16 protein-coding genes are annotated in these 20,452 nt (G+C 33.9%); 4 read left to right on the top strand and 12 right to left on the bottom strand.

Features of this window, described 5'->3' with window-relative positions; translation table 11 throughout:
- Nucleotides 1-45 precede the first annotated feature (45 nt).
- A complete protein-coding gene (locus AC06G9_RS05475; protein WP_045755393.1) occupies nucleotides 46-552 on the bottom strand; it encodes a hypothetical protein in 507 nt (168 codons plus the stop codon).
- 88 nt (nucleotides 553-640) lie between these two features.
- Nucleotides 641-2,047, bottom strand: coding sequence for an aminotransferase-like domain-containing protein (locus AC06G9_RS05470; RefSeq protein WP_480957647.1), 1,407 nt, complete (start codon nucleotides 2,045-2,047; stop codon nucleotides 641-643).
- A gap of 76 nt (nucleotides 2,048-2,123) precedes the next feature.
- Between AC06G9_RS05470 and dxs the strand changes: the two genes are divergently transcribed.
- On the top strand, nucleotides 2,124-4,067 hold the full coding sequence (dxs, locus tag AC06G9_RS05465; RefSeq protein WP_293928127.1) for a 1-deoxy-D-xylulose-5-phosphate synthase: 1,944 nt from the start codon (nucleotides 2,124-2,126) through the stop codon (nucleotides 4,065-4,067).
- Between the two features lie 251 nt (nucleotides 4,068-4,318).
- Here the strand turns inward: dxs and map are convergent, their stop codons facing one another.
- Nucleotides 4,319-5,125 carry a type I methionyl aminopeptidase gene (map, locus tag AC06G9_RS05460; protein WP_346572626.1) on the bottom strand — a complete coding sequence of 269 codons (807 nt, stop codon included), beginning with the start codon at nucleotides 5,123-5,125 and terminating at the stop codon, nucleotides 4,319-4,321.
- Between the two features lie 217 nt (nucleotides 5,126-5,342).
- On the opposite strand from map, the gene AC06G9_RS05455 reads away from it, so the two are divergent.
- Both AC06G9_RS05455 and AC06G9_RS05450 read left to right on the top strand, forming a co-directional pair.
- Nucleotides 5,343-6,185: a helix-turn-helix domain-containing protein gene (locus AC06G9_RS05455; protein WP_480957646.1), complete on the top strand. Its 843-nt coding sequence runs from the start codon at nucleotides 5,343-5,345 to the stop codon at nucleotides 6,183-6,185.
- Between the two features lie 95 nt (nucleotides 6,186-6,280).
- Nucleotides 6,281-7,123, top strand: a complete 843-nt coding sequence (locus AC06G9_RS05450) for a GNAT family N-acetyltransferase (RefSeq protein ID WP_480957645.1) — start codon at nucleotides 6,281-6,283, stop codon at nucleotides 7,121-7,123.
- A gap of 37 nt (nucleotides 7,124-7,160) precedes the next feature.
- On the opposite strand, the gene AC06G9_RS05445 is transcribed toward AC06G9_RS05450, so the two are convergent.
- The gene (locus tag AC06G9_RS05445) at nucleotides 7,161-8,423 is read right to left on the bottom strand and encodes an NAD(P)-binding domain-containing protein (RefSeq protein ID WP_480957644.1); all 1,263 of its coding nucleotides are present in this window, start codon (nucleotides 8,421-8,423) and stop codon (nucleotides 7,161-7,163) included.
- 439 nt (nucleotides 8,424-8,862) lie between these two features.
- Between AC06G9_RS05445 and AC06G9_RS05440 the strand changes: the two genes are divergently transcribed.
- Complete coding sequence (locus AC06G9_RS05440; protein ID WP_480957643.1) at nucleotides 8,863-9,816, top strand: helix-turn-helix transcriptional regulator; 954 nt, start codon at nucleotides 8,863-8,865, stop codon at nucleotides 9,814-9,816.
- A 292-nt stretch (nucleotides 9,817-10,108) separates the two neighbouring features.
- Here the strand turns inward: AC06G9_RS05440 and AC06G9_RS05435 are convergent, their stop codons facing one another.
- The 8 genes from AC06G9_RS05435 to AC06G9_RS05400 all read right to left on the bottom strand — a co-directional run bounded on the left by AC06G9_RS05435 (nucleotide 10,109) and on the right by AC06G9_RS05400 (nucleotide 20,366).
- Nucleotides 10,109-11,740, bottom strand: coding sequence for a PepSY-associated TM helix domain-containing protein (locus AC06G9_RS05435; protein WP_346570360.1), 1,632 nt, complete (start codon nucleotides 11,738-11,740; stop codon nucleotides 10,109-10,111).
- 4 nt (nucleotides 11,741-11,744) lie between these two features.
- Nucleotides 11,745-12,026, bottom strand: a complete 282-nt coding sequence (locus tag AC06G9_RS05430; RefSeq protein ID WP_346570359.1) for a hypothetical protein — start codon at nucleotides 12,024-12,026, stop codon at nucleotides 11,745-11,747.
- A gap of 3 nt (nucleotides 12,027-12,029) precedes the next feature.
- Nucleotides 12,030-12,362 carry a hypothetical protein gene (locus AC06G9_RS05425; protein ID WP_248754543.1) on the bottom strand — a complete coding sequence of 111 codons (333 nt, stop codon included), beginning with the start codon at nucleotides 12,360-12,362 and terminating at the stop codon, nucleotides 12,030-12,032.
- A 128-nt stretch (nucleotides 12,363-12,490) separates the two neighbouring features.
- Entirely contained in the window at nucleotides 12,491-13,201 is a 711-nt protein-coding gene (locus AC06G9_RS05420) for a hypothetical protein (RefSeq protein ID WP_346570357.1), read from the bottom strand.
- A gap of 519 nt (nucleotides 13,202-13,720) precedes the next feature.
- Nucleotides 13,721-16,186 (bottom strand): glutaminase domain-containing protein, encoded by a 2,466-nt coding sequence (locus AC06G9_RS05415; protein ID WP_346570356.1) that lies wholly within the window; start codon nucleotides 16,184-16,186, stop codon nucleotides 13,721-13,723.
- A 369-nt stretch (nucleotides 16,187-16,555) separates the two neighbouring features.
- On the bottom strand, nucleotides 16,556-18,781 hold the full coding sequence (locus AC06G9_RS05410) for an alpha/beta hydrolase family protein (protein ID WP_248754545.1): 2,226 nt from the start codon (nucleotides 18,779-18,781) through the stop codon (nucleotides 16,556-16,558).
- Nucleotides 18,782-19,256: 475 nt separating this feature from the next.
- Nucleotides 19,257-19,697, bottom strand: coding sequence for a carboxymuconolactone decarboxylase family protein (locus AC06G9_RS05405; protein ID WP_480957642.1), 441 nt, complete (start codon nucleotides 19,695-19,697; stop codon nucleotides 19,257-19,259).
- A gap of 348 nt (nucleotides 19,698-20,045) precedes the next feature.
- Entirely contained in the window at nucleotides 20,046-20,366 is a 321-nt protein-coding gene (locus tag AC06G9_RS05400) for a Crp/Fnr family transcriptional regulator (RefSeq protein ID WP_480957641.1), read from the bottom strand.
- Nucleotides 20,367-20,452 lie beyond the last annotated feature (86 nt).

The following is a 20,452-nucleotide window of genomic DNA, read 5'->3' as shown; positions in this document are numbered from 1 at the left end:
CATAAACTTTCATTTTGTCCAAATACTAAAACATTTATAAGCTAATTATCTCATTAGATATAATGAAGTAAGGGGCAATTCATCGAGTTGATAGGTTTCATGTTCCTTCGAAAACCCATTGTTTTCAAAAAGCTCCATCCAGGGACTTTGCATATATTCATGGATCCAGATTACTTCATATGATTTGCAAACACTTAAGCACTTTTGAAACAATACGTCGCAAACTACAGGTAAATCATATTGTTTTAATATTCCAAAATTGGCAATACGAATAGCTCTTTTCTCTTCTAAATAAGAGTTTCTCTTACCTTTTGAAGTAATTTGGGCATAGCCCACTGGTTGATCATCCACATATACCACTAGCCATTGATTTGACATGCTATTCAGTTCAACGACCAAAGCTTTTGTATTAAAATATTGGTTTATATAATTTTCCATGACTTGTGGATCAAGAAGCATGGAAAACTTTTCTATTGCTAGTTGACGTGTCAATTTGACAAGAATATCTAAGCTTTGCTCTGTTGCTACTGTAAATTTTGCTATTATGTTCATATTTGCTAAATAAATGTACATCTGCAAAACTAGAACTCTTTTCAAACAATAACCCGTACAGGTTATGAAACATACACCAGTACAGGGGTTACTTAAATAGCTGCCCAGCAAGTTTAATTCCTTCAATTTTTCGATCAGAAAATTTATCAGCAAATACCACTCGAAAATAGTGATCAAAAGCACCTGAAAATGAAAAAGTAAAGCCTGGAGTAAACCGAACTCCAATCTGCTCACATTTTTTATAAAAATAGTCCATATCTATATGATATGGCATCTTGACCCAAATATTATAACCGCCGGAAGGTATTAACACAGCTGTTTTTTGAGGGAAGTTATCCGAAATCAAATTAACCGTAAAATAAGCATTCTTGGCAAGCTGTGCCTTAAATGCTCTAATATGACGGTCATAACTGCTGCCAGTCAACAGCTTGTTGACCGTTTCTTGATAAATTGGTGAAACGGTACTACCCAAGGAGAATTTAATCTGTTCTGCTCGTTCCATAAATTTACCTGCTGCTAACCAACCTAACCGTATTCCTGGAGCTAAGGTTTTCGCATAAGATGAATAAGTAAGAACTAAACCGGTTTCATCGAAACTTCTTAATGTTGTAGGTCGTGTGCCGTGGAAATTTAGATCACCATAAATATCATTTTCGATAAGCGCTATATGATATTGATAAGCTATAGTTACCAAAGCCAATTTATGTTCATCAGACATTAATATTCCAGTTGGATTATGAAAATTAGGTGTTAAGATTGCGGCTTTGATCTTATTGTGATGACAAGCATTTCTGAAAAAGTCAATATCAAAACCGATATCGGGATCTATTGGAACTTCGATGACTTTCAAATTTAAAACTCTTATGACCTCCAATATCGAGAATACACAGGGACTTTCTACTGCTACGATATCTCCAGCCATACATGTAGAAGCTAAAGCTATATAAAGGGCTTGTAGGGCGCCGTCTGTAACCAATAATTCGTCTATATGGATAACGCTACGATGTGCAGCCGCACGTTTAATGATATTTTCCTTTAACTCGAGTGAACCATTTGATGGATAATAGCGTAGTAAGCCTGCCCCTTGCTCTCTCACCACTTGCTGCATAGTTCGTAAAACTAACTTCTGTGGGATCAGTAAGTCGCCTGGAGCTGCTACATTAAATTCTGAAAATTTACGACCAGAACGTAATGAGGTGGTCAGTTGAAGATGATTACTGAATATGGCATCTCTGACAGTTGGAATAAGATTGGATTTTAATTCCTTTTTAAAAGACTCAGGGCGGTAACAAACATAATAACCTGATTTTGGAACACTTTCTACCAAACCCTGGATCATCAAATACTCGTATCCATGTTGTATAGTACTAATACTTAATCTATATTCTTCTTTTAATTCGCGTACAGAAGGTAATTTATGGCCTGGTTTAAAAATACCAGTTCTTATATTCTTTTCAATAGTACTGGTAAATAGTTCAAATTTATACGCTTTCATATCTGTACTGCTAGTATTTACACATTCTGCATCTGTATCACAAATCTAAGTAATTTACCTTTGAGAAAAAAAGTACATGCTACAAAACCATCTCATCGATAGTCCAGTCGATCTACGAAATTTATCAATTCCATCTCTAGAGCAAGTTTGTGAAGATTTACGAGCTTTCCTTATCGATCATGTTTCTGAAAATGGTGGACATTTTAGTTCTAGTCTAGGGGTTGTCGAAATCACCGTTGCGTTACACTATATATTTAATACACCTGTAGATAAGTTGATCTGGGACGTTGGACATCAAGCCTATCCTCATAAATTACTTACTGGAAGGAGAAAAAAATTTTATAGCAATAGAATGTTAGGAGGTATCAGCGGTTTTCCAAACATAGATGAAAGCGAATTTGATGCATTTGGAACAGGACATTCCTCTACTTCTATTTCAGCAATCCTTGGGATGGCTATCGCTGCCAGATACCGAGGAGAGCACAACCGTCAACATATCGCCGTTATTGGAGATGGTGCAATGACCGCAGGATTGGCCTTTGAAGCCATGAATAATGCTGGATATGAGCAACCAAATATGCTAATAGTATTGAATGACAACAATATGTCAATTGATAACAATACCGGAGCATTGCAAAATCACCTCACGGATTTAACGAGCGAAAAGCATTATAATCATTTAAGGTTATACTTAAAAACTCTCCTTTCAGCAGCAAATCCATCTCAAAAATGGGCTATTAGCACCATTCGAAAATTAGAAAAAGCGATTAAAGCTGGAGCAATCCGTTACAGCAATCTATTTGAAACATTAGGTATTCGTTATTTTGGACCTGTTGATGGACATGATCTAAAAAAACTGATTAACTCATTTGAACGGCTCAAAAATATAACTGGCCCGAAATTATTGCACTGTATTACAGTCAAAGGAAAGGGGTTTGCACCTGCAATGACTGAACAATCTAAATGGCATGCACCAGGCACTTTCGACAAATATACAGGAGCAAAAATAAATAAAAGCAGTACTAAAAGCCTTAATACAACCTATCAGGAAGTATTTGGTGATACGTTAATCGCTCTTGCAAAAGATAATCCGCGTATCATAGCGATCACGCCGGCTATGCTTTCGGGTAGTGCATTAAATAAAATGAAGATAGAAATGCCTGAGCGTGTCTTTGATGTTGGTATCAGCGAACAGCATGCCGTCACTTTTTCGGCAGGATTTGCTGCTGACAACATGCTGCCATTCTGCACGATATACTCCACATTTCTACAACGCGCATACGATCAGATTATCCATGATATCGCCTTACAAAACCTACCTGTTATCTTCTGCATAGACCGAGCAGGAGTAGTTGGTGCAGATGGCCCTACACATCATGGTGCTTTTGACATTTGTTTTCTTCGTTGTATACCAAACATAACCGGAGCCTCACCAATGGATCTTGAAGATTTCAGAAATCTACTATTTACAGCACAGTCTAATACGATAAAAGGACCTCTCGCTATTCGTTATCCAAAAAGTTCAGGATCTGGAAATCCAAGAAGTAATTTTAAAAAGTTAGCAATCGGGAAAGGTAGAAGAATTAAGTCTGGAAAACATATTGCTATACTTTCCCTTGGACCCGTAGGGCAATATGTAATAGCAGCTTGTCAAGAATTGCTGTTAGAACAGATGGATATAGCGCATTACGACTTACGATTTTTTAAACCTCTTGACGAGGATCTTCTTCATGAAGTATTCAGCCAATTTTCAACAGTAATTACTGTTGAAGACGGCTCTATTTCCGGCGGTGTAGGATCCGCAATAATGGAATTTATGATAGAAAACTGCTATAATGCAACCTTAAAACGATTAGGTTTGCCCGATAAATTTGCAATACAAGGTACGCAAGAACAACTTCATAGATTATATGGATATGATCACAAGGCTATTGTAAAACTTGTATCATCACTTTACTCCACTACCATCCAAAACAGTGATAATAGGGATAACTTAAAAACCCACCGCAAAGAAAGATAAAGCCTTACAATTGTGTTTGGTGGATATTATTTGATAAGATTAAACCGATATGCACGGGTTTAATCTTATTCATCTCTTTCTCAATTCTTATGCAGGGTAATATTAGAGATATAAACTCTCTATTAAAGTCTATGTTTTGACTAACATCTAATATATGCGAAGCAAATCACAATCAAAAAGAAAACCCTCTTTTTTTAAATAATCCACACGAGTGATATAGTTATCACTCGGATAAGAAAAAACGATATGGACTAGTAATAAGAAGAGTTTAAGTTAAAATTTGATTTTTCAGCTTCTTCAATAATTTTAATATCTGTTAGCATCAAAGGAGCATTTTTTTTGATACATACATCTTGTTCAAAATGGACAGCTGGTTTTCTATCATTTGTTCGGATCGTCCAACCATCTTCTGCCCTATGATTGTAATGTGTACCCAAATTGACCATGGGTTCGATAGCAATCACTAAATTTTCTTTCAAGACTTTGCCCTTGCCACGCTGTCCATAATTAGGAATATCTGGCCCCTCGTGCAAGTTACGACCTAGTCCATGACCGACCAATTCCCTCACGATTCCATATCCATATGGTGCAATATGTGATTCAATTGCATAGCTAATATCTCCTACTCTATTTCCATGTACAGCTTGTTCAATACCCTTTAACAAGGATTCCTTAGTGACTTTCACCAACTGCAATACCTCTTGCTTGACTTCTCCAATGATAAAGGTATATGCTTGATCACCGTGAAATCCATTTTTATACGCCCCAGCATCAACAGAAACTATATCTCCCTCTTTTAAAATTTGATGATTGGGCATTCCATGCACAATAGCATCATTTACAGAAGTGCAGATATGGTATGGAAACCCACCAAATTGATAAAAAGAAGGTATTGCTCCATGATCCCGAATAAATTCATTAGCAAATTTATCGATCTCAACAGTTGTTATACCCGGTTTAATGATCGTTGCTATGGCTGCTAATGTTTCACTAGTCAATCTGGTACTAATGGTCATTAATGCTATTTCTTCTTCTGTTTTATAGATGATGGGATTCATAAAAATATTTCTTTTTTAGTCATGTCAGTTGGCTTTAAATCATGGAGCGACTTTCTTTTATATAAAGATAAGCCACACAGAATATTATAATCGTATAACCAATTGATTTTAAAATCATTTTAAACAAAAGTACTTTAATCAATTAGAGTCAGAAAGTAAAAATTGGACAATTATTTTGTAATAGAATTGACAATTATTTAAGTAATTTTGTAAAACTATGCCCATCAATTTTTTAGGAAATATTAAATTAGCAGAGTCTCTTAATGCAGAATTATTAGATCTTTTAAACATGCCGGATTTATTTTTTAAATCTGAACATATCTTAGGAGCTTATGTATTTTCATGTACAGATATACAACCAAGTCAACCCTTATTTAATGATGGAAATCCTTGTTTAATTTTTCTACCAAAGAAAACTGATGTTGTTCATCTTAAAAATGCCGAAGAACTCATTAAACTAAATGCGGCCTGGGTGTGTTGTGGTATTATACAAAATACATATTGGCAGTTACCGGTAGATTTATCACATATGATTGTAATACGTTTTAAACCGGCTTCTTTTTATAAAATTTTTAATATAGAACCCCATTTTTTTCTAAAAAAGCCTTTCTGTAGTTTTAGTGATATTATGAATAAAAACTGGACAGAAATTCTCAATCAATTATACCAAAAGGAAACACTTGCGGATCAAATGCAGTTATTAAAATCAATATTCAGCACTTATAAAATAGCTGAAAATCATCCTTATCTCTTACAATCTGCATTGGAAAAAATTGATAACAAAAAAGGTAATATTACAGTATCAGCTTTAATTCTTGAACTCGGAGGTAAAGTAAACCGCAAATGGTTGCAAAGAAGTTTTATGAAGTATTTGGGAATTTCACCTAAAAAATATATTTCTTTACAACGATTTATATTTATGTACGGTAAGTGTCAAAAAAATACTCCGCAAGATGTATTATCACATACTTTTACATCAGGGTACTATGACTACAATCATTTTCTTAAAGAATTCAAACAAATCATAGGTGTCTCTCCGACTCACTATAACTGGAAATAAGAAAACAAACAACCGAGAAAAATCACTAACTACCATGAAATATTCTAACTTAGTAAATCTTGGCTGAAGACTACTAATTTGAAGATTAATATATAATGGAGATTGCCACTTTAGAAAATTGTACAATTGCAGATATAGCAGATGTTTTAAATGCATCATTTTCAGATTATATAGTGCCCTTACACCTTAATATCGAGCAATTAGAGTATAAAATTGTTACCGAGAATATACACTTGGACTTATCAGTTGGAGTTTTTTCATCTGGTCAGTTAGTTGGTTTTATGCTTCATGCACTACAGATTGTTGATGGAAAATTATCAGCTTATAATGCTGCGACAGGTATTATTCCAGCATATCGCGGTCGAGGTTTAGTCGGTAAAATGTACCAATATTTATTACCAAAATTAAAAACACGTGCAGTAGTACAGATGCGTTTGGAAGTAATAATAGGTAACAATGCCGCGATACGAGCGTATGAAAAAATGGGGTATCAAGTTAATAGAACATTAGATTGTTTTAAAGGATCTGTGCAAACGGTTAAAAAATCCTGTGCATCAACAATTAGAGAATTACAGGATTTTCAATGGGATCAATTTGTTCGTTTTTGGACAATAAAACCTTCTTGGCAAAATGCTATTCCAACTTTAGAAAAAGCTGGACCACATCTCACGATATTAGGTGCCTTTATAGACGAAAAATTAATTGGTTATCTCATCTATAATGCTAACTCAAAAAAAATGCAACAAATAGCAATTTCTCCAGCACATAGACGCAAAGGTATAGCTACACAACTTGTAATGACGATGACTCAACAGATCAATTCTAAAGAAATATATGTATTAAATGTAGATCATATCTCTTTAGAAGCCATATCATTTTTCAAACAATTAGGACTTGTCGATTATTTAGCTCAGTTTGAGATGAAAAAAATTCTTTAAAGATTTAAAGTAAGATTTCATAAAAAACAGGTAAACATTAGTCCAAATTTTGAAGCTGATGTAAAATATTTTCTACAATTATTTTCGCATCCTCATTTACGCCATATACTAACCCTGATTTTTTCTTCCTTAGCCAAGGAAATCCTATACAATAAAGCCCTTCTATCATCATTTTACCTTCGATGTGTTTAGGTTTTCCAATTTTATCCAGCAAAGAACTGTTCAAATAACTAAAATCATATCCAAATCCTGTAGCCCAAAGTAGTGTAGTTATTCCACAATCATTGAAATTAATTATTTTAAGATCTGACGCTGATCGATAAGCATGATCCGGAACATCTGAAGGATCTTCATCAGTATTGGAGACAGCGATCTCAGGAGATTTCTTAAGATATTGATCAACATTCTTCTTAATCGCATCTGAAGTCTCATCTGCATATCGAATATGCTCTTTACAGTTATCTTCAAAATATAAATTTTCATGATCAGCACCTTTTAATCCTCCTAGAATAGTCACACCCATCCGATGCAAAGATTGATAACTTATAGTATGTCCCAACAAGCCCACACCAGAAACCTGAGGTTGGGTAGCATCCAAATTTGGGTTATCTGCTAATTCTATGGTCGATACATCCATTGTTCCTAACTGATCCATCCACTCCATAATATCTTTACCTCTGTAACGACGAGGAGCTCTAGCCACCTTGCTACCAGCTAGATATACTTTTCTATTGCCCAAAGTTAACTCTTGAGCTAGTTGGCAGCCAGATTGCCCTCCCCCAATAATCAGTACATTTCCTTCCGGTAGCTCCATAGGATTTTTATAATTGGCCGCATGGACTTGTAAAATATGCTCTGGAATCGAGTCTGATAAATTTGGGAATAAAATCTTATTCATAATACCTGATGCAACAACTATTGTTTTTGTCAAGATATTATGTTGCATTCCTTCCTCATCGATCGTTACTATAAAATTTTCGGATACTTTTTCAACAGCAACTACTTTATGCTTTTCTAAAACCGGTAGATCAAATTGTAAAACATACGTTTTCAAATAATCTACAAATTCGTCTTTGGTCATAAAATGATGTCTTTTTTGAGAATGTATCTCCCTGCCTGGTAGCAGATTCATCCAATTGGGTGTATTCATCTTAAAAGAATCCCAACGTTGTTTTTCCCACGAAGAAGCAATGCTATCTTGTTCTAAGACAACATGTATGATTTTATGCTGTTTTAAATAAAAACTAGTTGCAAGTCCAGCTTGTCCTGCACCAATAATGATAACATCAAATATTTCCATTTTTTAATTATTTATAAAATTCAGTTCTTATTCTATACCTGGATATCATAGTAAAATTTACACTTTCTAGGTCCAATTCATCTACCTGAGTGAGCCCCTGCAAACAGATCTTCAAATCTTATGAGTTGTTATAGCAGGACTATCATTTCCTAATGTGTTATTAATACTGTATGTCAAGATATCAACATCCGTAAAACCGCTTTTACTGAAGTATGCTTAATGCACACATACGTTCATTAAAATTTCAGATGTCTGTTTCACAAACTATTGACAGATTCTACTTTAATACTTATGTAGACTTAAGACAAATATTTATCCTTATTAATTAGTTTGAATATGATCATTTCGCTTCTCAAACACTAATTGTTTAGCTTTGTACAAAGGTCATTATTCTATACGTAGCGATGATAACGCAATCGTGATTAAAAGTAACGTAACAATGCAAAATCAGGAAAAGACAATTATTCACCGGTATAATTTACAAAGTGAAAACTTTGCACATTATTTAGAAAAAGAAAATCAGGTCGAAACAAAATCAGGAGGGGTATTTTTGTTTCATGAAACCATTTTTGATTCGTTACAGTTTATACAATGCGATTATTCTTTAAACCATAATGAACATATTCATATTGATATAGAAAAGGAAGTCTTAGAGATGCATTTTAGAGTCAGTGGAGCAAGCTGTATCCAACGCTCAGGAAAACCGATAGATTTAACCCATGGAAACAATATGCTCACTTATCAAAAAGATAATAAACAAGAAATCGTGATGTCTCCGGTAAAAGATGGAAGTTTTTTTGAGATCAGAATCGGTATATCCCATTTTGAAAAGTTGATGAATGAGTTTACGATGCATACTCCTAATATGTACCAAGGAGATGCAATGGCTATTACCCCGGCAATGTACAGTATCCTTGCGCAAATAGTAAATAATCCATATAGCTCAAAGATGAGAGCTTTATTCTTGGAAGCAAAAATGATGGAGCTTTTTCTATTGCAAATACAGCAAAATATAGATCATAAACAGCATACCTCTTTTTCATATGGACAGAGAGATCGAGATCGTATATATGAAACAAAACAGATCATAGATCAACATATCAATGAATTTTTAACCATTTCAAAATTGTCGCAACTTAGTGGTATGAACAGAAGAAAGCTTATGCAGGGGTTTAAAGAGCTCTTTGGAACTACTATTCATGTTTATATCACCGAAATGAAAATGCTAGAAGCCAGACGTCTCTTACTAGATGAAGATAAATATGTTAATGAAGTGGCTGATGATATCGGTTATAAAAATCCGCAACATTTTATTTCAGCATTTAAAAAGAAATTTGGCATTTCTCCTGGGAAATTAAAAAATCGTTTTGATTCATCATCAGGTTCGATGTGATACTAATGATACCTTTGACACGAAATATATAAAAGGTTTATGTAGAGAAGAAAAATCAATTAGCGATAAAGTCCTAATCAAAGAAGACTCATATTGTCATAAACTATAATCTGAAATTATCAACCTAAGTATTGAAAAATATTAAGATAATACTTTGGAAAGACAATTATCTCTATGCTCCTATTGCTCTACCTGCTGATATCAGATCTATAATAAAAAGCTTCATCTCTGCATTCAGAGATGAAGCTAACAACAATTATTAAACTCGCATAATTTTCAATTTACGTTTGAGCTATTTCAATATTTTAAAAGATTTACCTTGTTTCTTTACTTTGAGAAATGCGAACACGCATAATATTGAAATTGTAATAAAAAGTATATCAATAAAGAAAATATCATAAGACTTTGCCTGTAGCGTCTTCCATAGCCACAAGTTAGTGGTTACACCATTTGCTATTGGAACGCCTAGGCTTAAAATAGCTGATAATACGAGTGTATGCTTATTTACCTTGGTCAGATCTCGTAAAATCAATAAATAGATAATCATGACTAGCCAACTGTAGAAATAAAGATTGTAGATCAAACTTTGGTTAATAGTTGGAGAGAATTTTAGCATAATCAGCGTAAATGCAGTAACTGGAAGCATGCTTAACGAAATCGATACGAATAAATTTGCTGCCCAGAAATTAAACTTTCTTTTATAAGTTGGAATATTGGGTTTTTCCCTAGCAACTAACCAAATCATAATACCTGAAATAATCACAACACAGCCTAATAGGCCTAGTACAAAATAAACGATACGAAGCGTACGACCGCCATAATCGCCAAAATGCAAGTGATAAACCAAACTTTTCACCCAATCCACATAAGTCGCATCCGTTTTTGGAGATTTGACTTCTAATTGCTTTCCATCAAGAACTTGCATTCTAACATAACCAGACCCCGCAAAATTGGCATTAGACTTTGGTGTTGTTTCCAATGCAATCTGCATACTTTTATCTCCATAATTACGTATATAGAGTCTAGAAATATCTGATTCAGGCCACTCTTTCATCCAGTTGTTGACAAACGCATTTACATCAAAAGACTTGGACAAGGGTTGATAACTATAGGTTACTTCCATTTTACGATTATACTGCAGATCCTGATATAATTCTTCCTGATCACCATTATAAAGTAATTTGCTAAAAGGTCCAATTAGAGCAAAATTGACAATAAGAATAATTCCAGTAATAGCAAATACGAGTTGAAATGGAAACCCTATGACTCCAAGCACGGTATGCATATCAGTCCACACAGTTTTCCACTTACTCCAAGGTCTAAATAGAAAAAAATTGTTTTTGATTTTATCCCAATGTAAAAATAACCCAGTTATCAACGCAAATAAAAATAAGAATGAGACAATTCCAGCAATTAAATATCCAAAAGGTGTTCCCAATCGAATTGGAACTTGATTAAGCTGAGCCAAGAAATGTAATCGATACAAGAATTCACCTATATTATAACCCTCCTCATAAGAACTTTGAGATTTATCAGCAAATGAGTGTAAAAAATAGGCTGAATCTTCGTTTCTCAAACCTCTGCCTCGACGTCCTTTAGATTTTTCACTTTTTGCTTGTGGCTTACTAATGGTTGTATCTTGAGAGACACTCATATTAACATAAGTTTCTTGTCCACTTCTCAATATGTAGAAGTCAAAATTTCTACCCAGCAAATTATGTTTAGTACCCATCGAGTCCAGCACATAATTAAAATCAGCCTGAGATTGTACATGGCTATGTGATTTACCCTTTTGCCATGCGGTGATATCATCTTTAAAAAATGAAAATGAACCTGCAAAAAAGATGACAAAAAGCAATGCAGCAATGATAATACCACTGATTGTGTGCGTATGGAAATAAATATTGTATTTTCTCTGATCCATAATATTAATGATTGATTAGATAAGGCAAAGAAAACAGCAAAGTAAGACCGACGTATGTGAGGACTAAGCGAAGCAATTTAGATTCTAAAAATGCCCAAAACAATAAAAATGCCCAAAGCAAGTATCCTGTAAAAAATGCGGTAGCGATCACATTCTCTTTGGGGAAAAATTCGGTTAGCAAAACATGAAAACTGAGCATCACCGTATAACCACCAATGGTTCCCAATAAAATTCTACAAAGTCTTATCCAAGGAGATTTTGTTAAATATTTCTTATTAGCAGGCATATATTAATGAATAAGGATTTCAATTAGAAAGGAACATAAATAGAGACCTAAAACAGTTCTAATTCCGAAATAAGAAAATGGAAAGAATAATACAATTAGACATCCCATGCACATCAAAATAACAATAAAGGCAAACAAACCACAGGCAACCCCTATGGTATAAATTGACATAATTATTGCTACAGAAAATAATGCTATTGCCACTAATCGCGATTGCTTTTGACGCACAGACATATAGGTCAAAAGTTTAGATTTATCTTTCCAAGCAATGCGTTTGGAGGTATTCATCCATAACATAAAAGCTACAAATAAAATAAAGCAAACAGTACTCATCATGATTTTATAAAATAAATTATATTGAAAAACAGAACAGGGATATTAACATGTTCATAAGCGCCATTATAGCATACAACATTCAAATCTTGCGCTATCATAGTAGCGCAATTATAGCAATCTGTTGTAACTTACTTTACTTGAAAACTTGCCGTAAGACCTTGCCAATTTTTAGTATAAGATTTATCATTCCAGCTTCCCGATTGATCAGTCATGTGACTATGTTCGATCACATAAGTACCTGGCCAAATAACCTCTGCCTGAATCTTTCCTTGATTATTTGTTTTGTAGGTTTTACTCCAACCACTGGGAGACATCAATAAAATTTCTTCGTTTGCAATTGGATTACTCCCACGTAACAATTGAATTTCTACTAGATCTTTTACTTTCAGTACTTGATTAGTAAATACGAAGTGAGTGTCCAAAGGAATTGACGAATAGTTTAAGGCTTCGCCTACTTGAATACGATTCTGTGCGATAAATTCATAACGTGTAGTTCCGCCCAATTCTCTTGCAGGATGAGAAATGAAAACTTGGTAAATCCCATCTTCAACAGGAATAAAACTACTTTCCAAATACGTTCCTTTATCCGTCAAATGCAATTCAACTTGCTTATTTTTTGAATCTAACAAATTCAATTTCAATTGACTTAAATCCGAATACCAATCCTTCGTTTTTTCAATTTCTCCGCTTGCATATTCTCCATAATAAATACGGATGGTATGTGATTGATTCTTGCTGCCTATAGGATTGCTTTCGATCCATATAGCATGTGCCTTTACCATTTGATTACTTACAAAAAGCATCATTATAATGATTGACAAGTGTTTTAGGTATTTCATTCTTATTTAGATTAATTAAACATAGTGAGCAAATATACAAACAATACCCATATATACAAATCGATTTTTCTATTTCTACACCATTAATTTTTCATGAACTTATCTTGAGTTATCGATAAGAAATCGGATTAAAGTTTTATATATCGTAATGAAATAATTACTCATTTCTTTAATTCTTCATATTAAATTGGTTAGAGCATACTTGATAACAACGATTACTTAATCAACACTTTTTATTTTTTTCCACGAAGAACAATTGAAATCAATCTTATTAGAATAGTAAGCGGACCCTATAAATGAAAAAGTGCTATATCCTATGATGGTGCTAAAATTATTTAAATGGAGAGGGGATAGATTTTTTAAATTTCAACTGGGAAAATTTGAATGACTCTAAACGAGCCTGACAAGGGAGATTTCTATCAAAATAAATAAGCTAAAACAATGATCGAAACCATTGTCCCGATCATTATTTTAGCTTATTTAGGTTCTAAGATCTTTTTTAAGATCATACAACTAGTTTTATTTTTTCTGAAGCCTATCCGCTAAGATTTTCATATAAAAACCTCCTACGACACTACGAGCTTTGAAATTTTCACGAATACCGGTATTGGAATCATAAAAATCATTAAGAGGAACACGTGATTCAGTTTCAATAGCATGCCTATAAACAGGTTTTATCAAAGCATCAAATTGTTCACGGTTAGGCGCAAAAACTGCTGTCCATAAAATCCAATCATTTTTTGTATAAGCTTTTCTACTATCTAACGGTATTCCAAATTTATTTTGTTTAGTTAAATAGTATTTTATTTCAGTATCATATACCTGCTGTGGAAACAGGTTTAATCCCAACACTTTATCCCAAACTAAATTATATTTTTGACTCCAAGTATTTTTATTATCAAAAGTAAGCGCATAATGATCTCCAGCATCCGCAAGATCAATCCATTTGACAACCATATTTTCGGCGATGTTGCGATATTTTTTAGCGGTCTCAATTTCTCCTAATACTTCAGCCATTTGTGCGTAACAGGCAATACCTACGATAGCTTTTACTGAAAGGTTAGCATTGCGAGCAAGATGCCCAGCAAAGTCATCTGTACATAATTGGGTTTTGGGATCAAATCCTTCCTGAACAAGATAATTAACCCAAGTGGTAAGAGTTTTCCAATGTTTTTTAGCATAACGACCATCTTGTTGCACTTTAGTAATAGCCGCTGTCAAAATAATCATATTGCCAGATTCTTCTACTGGCATGGGCTCTCCATAAGTTTGACCATTGGCCAAAGGATAGGTCCCTAAATCATGTGCCGCCCAAGGATGTGGATACAAACCACTTTCACTGAAGTAAAAAATCCCATTCAACATGCCTTTCAATAATTCGGGATTATAGATTAAATAAAGCGGAGCTGATGGATAAGTGACATCCACGGTATTAATGAAACCACCGCTATTGTTTTCTTTTGAAAGCCATAAAAGTTCATTTGCTGGACTTTTAACCAATGTATGAGCTGCGATACTTTGACGATAAGCTAGGATACTAAGATGTGCATAGGCCTTTCCCCCAGATTTAATGGCATCTGTATAAACTTGTTTGTCAAATGCAGCACATTTGTCCATCACAGATTGATAATCTAACGCAGCTTTATTGAGTTGATCTTCTATCGTCTCTTTACCTGAATTATTCCACCAAGGTCTCAAATTGTTTTTAAAATATTGGATAGCATATATTTCATCATAGCCCAACTCAACAAAACGATTTACTTCATTATTGCCTACGCTACCAAAGGGTATGACTGTATTCAAAGCTAGTGATGTGCCATTTGATACGGTAGAAACTTTAGATCCTCTTCTGAAAGCATCAACTGCAGCACCAACAGGAGTGACAAATTGAACTGCACCTGTTTTTTTTAATGCAGCTACATAGAAATATCCCCAATCGATTCGCATATCATCCGCACCCTTTTGTAATATGGGCTGTTCCACAGTACCTGTTTTCAATATTGATAAGTGATCTGTACCATAATTTTGAGCACTTACTTCCTGCGATGGTTTATATACAGCAATATTTGATGAAGCACTTATAAGCACATCTACAGCGTGCGATTTACCATCGTTAGCCCTTACACTGTAAGTAATGTACGATATTGGTCTAGACAATAATGTCAGGTCATCCATAAGCAAAGGTGATGTAAAAGTAAGCTTAAGATTGACCTTTCCTGCTACAAAGTCATAGATGGTTTGAGTTGCAGTAATCTCCACATCTTTTTGTACCGCTATCTGCACATTTGGTCCGCTTTCTTTCAATTTATCAACCAAACCGAAATCAAGAAACCGCCCACCTGCAGTATTTGCTACATGAATAGCAAGCACATTTTTTCCTTTTTTCAAATCAGCTTTTCTAATTGGCTGATATTGAAAACTATTGGTCCATCCGTTTTTTTGATATACCTTTTTCCCATTCAAAAATACTTCGATATTGTCATCATGATTTATTTTTAAGTAGAGATCATTGATACTCGCAGGATCTGTAATATTAAATGTACGTCTTACCCAAATATGATCTGACTTCCAAAGTGTCTTCACATGTTTTTCATCATCACCAATCGCGGCCATACCTGACTTCCAATGACTCGTATCGTAGTCCGATAATATCCAATCCCCACCAGGTTTAACTTCTGTGTACTGCACGTCATAAGGCTTGGTATCAGACGCATTTAGTATCGTTTTATAATTTGGTTCTTCCTTTCCTAAAAAACGATAGATTTGACCATCTACATTGATTAATCCTAATAGCGAATGATCGGCATCAGTCCAATGTTTAGTCGTTGATTCATGCAGATTATCAGTAGTTGACCATATACTAAAATTCGGGTTGTGCGTAATTAGAGGATATGCAGGCGCTTTCCTATCTTGCCCCTGCACTTGACATATGGCCAAAAAAAAGGTCAAAAAATACCAAATATTTATTTTTTTCAATTCGTTCATCACAGTAATTAGGTTATAAAAAGGATTAAAACATATTATTAAATTCAAATAAGCTAATACCTCAAAAAATAAGTTATTCAAGGAGTATTATGATTCTAAAAAGTATAGCTTAATTTCATTAGTCAAATAACGCTTTAAAAATTCTAAATCAATCGCTACTTCGTATCAATATATGCTCAAATCTTATCATTTTGATATGCTCCAATTACTTGTCCTGAGCAAATATGATGTATTGTGTATATTTCCAACAAACTGTACTTGATAAATGCAATGCCCTTGTCTAAAGAGATCACAAAATAAGGATAAAAAAGAAAGCTGCCCCTCCTAATTGAGTAGACAGCTTTCCTAATCTTTTAAGTAGTATATTTATTAATGAAGATGCTTGCTAAAGAATCCCATCATGGCCTTATAAAATTCAATTTGGTTCTCCTCTTTACCAAATCCATGACCTTCATCATATTTAACCATATAAGGAACATCTACTCCTTTATCACGCAATGCTTTTACAATCTGATCTGCCTCGGCAATTTTGACACGTGGATCATTTGCTCCCTGAACTACAAATAAGGGTGATTTGATCGCATCAATATGGAAAATTGGAGAAACTTCTTTTGCTATAGCTGCTTCATCTTCTTTATCCAGATCATACCAGATCTCATACAACATTTCTTTATACGGTTTCCAATATTCAGGAATTGAGCTCATCAACGTAAAAATATTAGAAACTCCGACATAGTCTACGCCTGCTTTATATAGGTTAGGAGTTTTCGCCAGCCCACGTAACACGGCATATCCTCCATGACTTGCGCCATAAATCGCAACATTGCTTTTGTCAGCCCACCCTTGATCAATGACATATTGTATTCCATCTTCTACATCATCCATAGCTTTACGTCCAATCTGTTTAAAACCAGCTCGAAGAAAATCCTTTCCATAACCACCAGAAATACGGAAATTGACCTGAAGAGTAGCGTATCCACGACTTGCGAAAAGCTGAGTTTCAGGATTAAACCCCCAACTATCGCGTATACCTTGCGGTCCTCCATGAGGATTGACAATCAAAGGTACTCGCTTACCATCAAGAGCTGCTTTTGGCAAAGTAATGTATCCATGCAGTGTTAAACCATCGCGAGATTTAAACGTGATAGGACGCATCACCGCCATATCTTCCTCTTTCAATTGTGGCATCAAATCAACCAATAATGTTGCTTTTCCGCTCTTAGTGTCGTAATGGTAATAGCGTCCATATAATTTATCACTTTGAACAATTACAAGTAATTGATCTTCTTGATCTGTTTTTCCAGAGATAGAAAACTCATAACCTTTAAATTGATTATCTAAGTTACTATATATCTTTTTGAATGTTTCGCTTATGGGTTTGATTACAACTTTTTCACCTTCGTAACCGACAAAATCAATCTCCCAATTGCGTTTTCTTGATAACGAAATTAAATTCGCATCATACTCTTCATTGGAATAAATTTCCTTGATTATTTTCTTATTTTTAAGATCGTACAGCACAATTCTTGATTTATCAGAATCCAAATTGGTCAATACATAAGCTTCATCAAGATTTTTTGAAGCATAATTGAAAGAGACTACATTGAATGTCTCATCCCACTTGGTCGTATGAAACACTTCAAAACTTGTAGTTCCTTGTGGCTTATAGAAATATTGGGTATTGATACCATTAAGCATTTTGCTATATCCACGAAGATTACCATCTTTATCAAAATCATATCCGACAACAGCATTTGCAGGGTCTTCGTTTGTAAATAGTTTTTCTAAAGCTCCTGTATTGATATTTACTTTGTAAGGTTCAAATACTTGCTTATTATCTTTATTCATTTGGATAATAATATAGTCTTTTTGCTCTTTAAGCATATTCAAGATGGATGCTTGCACATTCTCAAAAGGAGTCAGATCTATATTATTACTTCCATCAATATTTATGGCATATAGATGATAGTTCTCATTACCACCTTGGTCCATAACATAGACCAAACGATCGTCATTGATCCATCCCATACCGCGAATAAGTTCATCTTTCTCTTCGATCGCACGAATTATTTTGCCAGTTTTGACTTCCTTAACCATCACGTGGCGTTTATTCTTGTCATCCTTTTCACGATAAGAGATATACTTGCCATTTGGTGACAATTGAAAAGATGAAAGTTTAGGTTTAGCAAAATAATCCGCTACTTGGTACTTATGATTCCCCTTATCTAAGGCGATAAGTTCTGCTAACTGAGTTTCGGTTGATACCAATGTGGTATCCCCAGGCTTAGTAATCACAGTTTTAGCTAAAACCAAAGGTAGTTTAATACCAGCTTGACTATATGTGCCAGTGATTTTACTATTCTCCAATGTGCCTTCATACTTGATTCCTGCCTGTTCGATATTCAACGCTAGCTGATTGTTTTCAAAAGTTACTGAAGTTAACGGAATACCGACAGCTCCCTGAAGAGGAACATCCATAGTACCTTGAACCACCCCATTCGTCTCTGTCAAATGAAAAATAATACCGACAGCGGTCCCCTGATAATCTAAAGTGCCTGTCCAATCACCTTTAATTTGTGCATTCGTGTTTGACATACTCAAAATTATTAATACAATTGTGTAAAAAATCTGCTTCATAATTAATTAAGTTTTTTTCATTGTTAGTCGCATGTTTTTATGTTATGTTACAATTTATTTTCAAAATATCTAAATTAGATTGCAACACCCATTTATAGCATTTAGATGTTCATTGAATCGTTAAAAATTAAATCACCCCATAAAAACGATGTACTACATCTTAATTGCTAAAAATAGATCATTAAATATAGTCATAATTATAAAAATTCATGGCTATTTTGGCAATTAGGATATAAGGACTGATGATTTTTACAACTATTTCAGTTAAAAATCTGCTATAATTAAAATAATAATGATTTAATAAAATAAACAGATGCGATCAACTATAAAGTATCAAAAGATGAAGTAATATTCGATTCTAAAAAAGCAGCTATGTAAAACTATTAATTTTTATAAATCGCAGATTAATAGGTTTACATAGCTCTCACAGTGATTAAATTTTCTCAGGCATTTGAGTGCTAATTGCGATACGATTCCAGCTATTGATGATTACCACTGCCATGATGATCTGTGCAATTACTTCTTCGGAAAAATACGACTTGGCTTGATTATAAGTTTTAGTCGTTAACCCATCGTTACTAATTAAAGTTATCTCCTCAGTCATTGCAAGCAGGGTTTTTTCTTCATCAGTAAAAAGATCTGTATCATGCCATGCATTAAGTAAAAAGATACGTTGAGTAGTTTCACCATTCTTTAAAGCATCCTTGGTATGCATATCAATACAAAAAGCACATCCATTAATTTGCGAAGCTCTGATTTTAATGAGTTGCAAATGTAATTTTGATAAGTCCGTATGAGTTAAATAATTTGATAAACCATACATTGCTTTCCATGCTGCAGGTTGTACGTCCTGAATTTTAATTCTATTTTCCATTTTTTTCAATTATTAATTGTGATCAATGATGATAAAACAAAATTCATGATTTCATTTTCTAAAAAACTTAAGCTGGTTTAAGAAAGTAATTAGGACCTAACTTTACTATTTTTTTTTCGCAATTCACTCAGGTATTCAGGGGTAAGACCTAAAAATGAAGCTAATAATTTTTGAGGCACACGTTGTAAAAAATCAGGATATTTAGAACAAAACAAATAATAGAAGTCCTCTTTTGATGATCTAGCATATTTCATACGGTAAAGCGAAGCGGAATATGCCCTTTCATAAATTATTCTAAAATATTTTTCCAAGCTTGGTTGATCACTGAGCAAAAAATCAAAATCAGTTTTATGAATCCCTATTAAAGTAGTTTTTTCTAGAGCTTGGATAGAGAATAAGGATTTTTTTCTCTTTATTAAAAGCATCAATATCAGTCATCCACCAATTTTCTAAAGCAAATTGTATTGTCTGTTCCACCCCTTTCTCATCAGCATAGAACATCCGTAAACATCCTTTCACTACAAAATATAGGTGGGTACACATTTCTCCCTCATTTAAAAGTAGTTCTCTTTTAGCTGTAGTTATGATATTAAAGGACTTACTTATATGCGTTAGCTGCTCATCATTTAATTCAACATATTTCTTTATATGGTTCAATAATAATTCCATTCTAGGATAACAATTATAAAAATAATGATAGTTCTATCATTAAAATATCATTCATCATGTAAACAACTTGGTTTTTATAAGGCATA

The organism is Sphingobacterium sp. MAE (genome assembly GCF_056711605.1).
The sequence above is the reverse complement of the archived record's forward strand: the minus strand, read 5'-3'. Positions and strand labels throughout refer to the sequence as shown.

What these genes read in the sequence shown, in the direction of transcription:
- AC06G9_RS05430 (WP_346570359.1), bottom strand. Translation starts at nt 12,026, where the DNA reads ATGCCTGCTAATAAGAAATATTTAACAAAATCTCCTTGGATAAGACTT.
- AC06G9_RS05435 (WP_346570360.1), bottom strand. Translation starts at nt 11,740, where the DNA reads ATGGATCAGAGAAAATACAATATTTATTTCCATACGCACACAATCAGT.
- AC06G9_RS05450 (WP_480957645.1), top strand. Translation starts at nt 6,281, where the DNA reads ATGGAGATTGCCACTTTAGAAAATTGTACAATTGCAGATATAGCAGAT.
- AC06G9_RS05475 (WP_045755393.1), bottom strand. Translation starts at nt 552, where the DNA reads ATGAACATAATAGCAAAATTTACAGTAGCAACAGAGCAAAGCTTAGAT.
- AC06G9_RS05470 (WP_480957647.1), bottom strand. Translation starts at nt 2,047, where the DNA reads ATGAAAGCGTATAAATTTGAACTATTTACCAGTACTATTGAAAAGAAT.
- AC06G9_RS05440 (WP_480957643.1), top strand. Translation starts at nt 8,863, where the DNA reads ATGCAAAATCAGGAAAAGACAATTATTCACCGGTATAATTTACAAAGT.
- dxs (WP_293928127.1), top strand. Translation starts at nt 2,124, where the DNA reads ATGCTACAAAACCATCTCATCGATAGTCCAGTCGATCTACGAAATTTA.
- AC06G9_RS05410 (WP_248754545.1), bottom strand. Translation starts at nt 18,781, where the DNA reads ATGTCAAACACGAATGCACAAATTAAAGGTGATTGGACAGGCACTTTA.
- map (WP_346572626.1), bottom strand. Translation starts at nt 5,125, where the DNA reads ATGAATCCCATCATCTATAAAACAGAAGAAGAAATAGCATTAATGACC.
- AC06G9_RS05420 (WP_346570357.1), bottom strand. Translation starts at nt 13,201, where the DNA reads ATGAAATACCTAAAACACTTGTCAATCATTATAATGATGCTTTTTGTA.
- AC06G9_RS05405 (WP_480957642.1), bottom strand. Translation starts at nt 19,697, where the DNA reads ATGGAAAATAGAATTAAAATTCAGGACGTACAACCTGCAGCATGGAAA.
- AC06G9_RS05400 (WP_480957641.1), bottom strand. Translation starts at nt 20,366, where the DNA reads ATGGAATTATTATTGAACCATATAAAGAAATATGTTGAATTAAATGAT.
- AC06G9_RS05455 (WP_480957646.1), top strand. Translation starts at nt 5,343, where the DNA reads ATGCCCATCAATTTTTTAGGAAATATTAAATTAGCAGAGTCTCTTAAT.
- AC06G9_RS05445 (WP_480957644.1), bottom strand. Translation starts at nt 8,423, where the DNA reads ATGGAAATATTTGATGTTATCATTATTGGTGCAGGACAAGCTGGACTT.
- AC06G9_RS05425 (WP_248754543.1), bottom strand. Translation starts at nt 12,362, where the DNA reads ATGATGAGTACTGTTTGCTTTATTTTATTTGTAGCTTTTATGTTATGG.
- AC06G9_RS05415 (WP_346570356.1), bottom strand. Translation starts at nt 16,186, where the DNA reads ATGAACGAATTGAAAAAAATAAATATTTGGTATTTTTTGACCTTTTTT.